Source organism: Kineococcus gypseus (genome assembly GCF_050871305.1).
Classification (GTDB): Bacteria; Actinomycetota; Actinomycetes; order Actinomycetales; family Kineococcaceae; genus Kineococcus; species Kineococcus gypseus.
Genome location: NZ_JBJLRD010000107.1, coordinates 1 through 2,422 on the forward strand (window position 1 = coordinate 1; position 2,422 = coordinate 2,422).

The following is a 2,422-nucleotide window of genomic DNA, read 5'->3' on the forward strand; positions in this document are numbered from 1 at the left end:
GCCCACGGGGCCCGCCGCCCCCCCCACAAAGCCCCCGCCCGCCGCCCCGCCCCCCCCCCCCCCCCCCCCCCCCCCCCCCCCCCCCCCCCCCCCCGCGGTGGGGGCCTCCTCCCCCGTCGCCGTCGACGTCGCTCTGACCGCGCAGCGGCTGCGCACCGCGCGCGCCGCCGCCGACCAGGGCACCGCCGGCACGGAGGCGCTGGCGGGTTTCTACCTGGACGTGTCGGACCGGGTCGCGCGCACCGAGCGCGACGTGCTGACCCGCAGCACCGCCACCGGCCTGAGCGAGCGCAGCGCGCGCGCCGTCGACGACGTCGTCCTGGTGGTGGAGCTGACCCGGCAGGCGAGCCGGGAGGTGCCGGTGGCGTTCACCGCGCGCGTGCTGCAGGGCGAGGCGCAGGAGCGCGCCCGGCTGCGCGCCGCGGTGGCCGTGGGCGGTTACGAGGAGGTCTCCGGGGCGGTGGCGAGCCTGTCGACGGCGCAGCTGCGCCTGCGCTGGGCCGCGGCCACGGGCAGCCGGCCGGCGCGCGCGCAGCTGGCGGCGCTGCGCGCGGAGGTGCAGCGGCCCGGCGGGCTCAGCGCCCCGCAGCTGCTGGACCTGGCCGACGCCGGCGTGCAGCGTGAGGGCGACCTGGCGGCGCTGGTGGACGCGACCGCGGACGCGGCGGTGCTCGCCATCGAGGTGGACCGCGACGCGGCCCGGGACCGGCTGCGCACCACGGTGCTTGCCTCGCTGCTGGCGCTGGCCGGCGCGCTGGCCGCCGCGGTGGCGCTGGGGCGCTGGCTGGCGCGCTCGCTGGGCCGGCTGGCCGACGCCGCGGGCCGGGTCGGGCGCGGGGAGCTGGTGGCGGTGCCCGAGTGCGGCCCGCGCGAGACGCGCACCGCCGGGCGGGCCCTGGCCGGGACCGTGGCCGGGTTGCGCCGGGTGCAGGAGCAGGCCGACGCGCTCACCCGCGGGGACCTGGCCTCGGCGCTGCGCGAGCAACCGGTGCCCGGCCCGCTGGGCGAGGTCGTGCAGGCCTCCGTGCAGCAGCTGGTGCGCGCGGTGCGCCAGCACGAGCGGCTGCGCGGCGAGCTGGCCCACCAGGCCGCGCACGACCCGCTGACCGGGCTGCCGAACCGGGCCGCGTCGCTGGACCTGCTCTCCGCGGCGCTGCGCTCCCGGGCGGCCGGTGCCGGCACGGGCCTGCTGCTGGTCGACCTCGACGGCTTCCGCGCCGTCAACGACGGCGCCGGGCACGCCACGGGCGACGCGGTGCTGCGCGAGGTGGCGCGGCGGCTGCCCGGGTGCGTGCGCGGCCAGGACGCGGTGGGGCGCCTGGGCGGCGACGAGTTCGTCGTCGTCGTCGAGGACGTCGCCGAGGAGGAGCTGCTGGTCGAGCTGGGCGAGCGGGTGGTCGCGGCGCTGCGCCGGCCGGTGGACGTCGGCGGGCGCGCGGTGCGCGTGGGCGCCTCCGTGGGCGTGGCGGTGGTCCGCGACGGCGGGGGCGCCGACGCCGAGGCGCTGCTGGCCGAGGCGGGCGCGGCGGTGCACCGCGCCAAGGCGCACGGCCGCGGACGGGTGGAGGTCTTCGACGAGGTGCTGCGCGCGGAGCTGTCGGCGCGCTCGGACCTGCAGTCGGCGCTGCGCGAGGGCCTGCGGCGCGGGGAGCTGCGGCTGCACTACCAGCCGGTGGTGGACCTGGCCGACGGCGCGCTGGCCGGCTACGAGGCGCTGGCGCGCTGGGACCGCCCCGGCGTCGGCCCGGTGCGCCCGGACGTGTTCGTCGCCGCGGCGGAGGCGTCGACGCTGGTGTGCGACCTGGGCCGGTGGGTGCTGCACGAGGCCACGGCGCAGCTGGCGCGCTGGCGCGCGCAGCGCCCGGCGGCGTGGCCGGCGCCGGGCGCCGGGCCGGAGCCGACCGTGGCGGTCAACGTCTCCGGCCGGCACCTGACGGACCCGCGGCTGCTGGACGACGTCGCCGACGCGCTGGCGGCCTCGGGGCTGCCGCCGCACCTGCTGGTGCTGGAGATCACCGAGACGGTGCTGGTGGACGACCCGCTGGCCACCGCGCACCTGCAGCGGCTGCGCGCCACGGGGGTGGGCGTGGCCATCGACGACTTCGGCACCGGCTGGACGTCCATCGGCGCCCTGCCCTCGACGCCGGCGGACACCCTGAAGATCGACCGCAGCTTCGTCGCCTCGGCCGACGCCGGCCGGCGGGACCTGGTCGCCCTGACGGTGCACGCCGCGCACACCTTCGGGCTGCGCGTGGTGGCCGAGGGCGTGGAGGAGGCCGCGCAGCTGGAGTGGCTGCGCGCCATGGGGTGCGACACCGCGCAGGGCTACCTGCTGGCGCGGCCGCTGCCGGCGGACGAGGTCGTCCACTGGCAGCGGCCGGCGGTGGCGGTGCCCTGAGGCCGGGACGCCGGTCCCGGCCTC

1 protein-coding gene is annotated in these 2,422 nt (G+C 80.4%); it reads left to right on the forward strand.

What is annotated here, in order from left to right:
- The first annotated feature begins 97 nt into the window (after positions 1-97).
- Entirely contained in the window at positions 98-2,398 is a 2,301-nt protein-coding gene (locus ACRYMN_RS20755; RefSeq protein WP_432499319.1) for a putative bifunctional diguanylate cyclase/phosphodiesterase, read from the forward strand.
- Positions 2,399-2,422 lie beyond the last annotated feature (24 nt).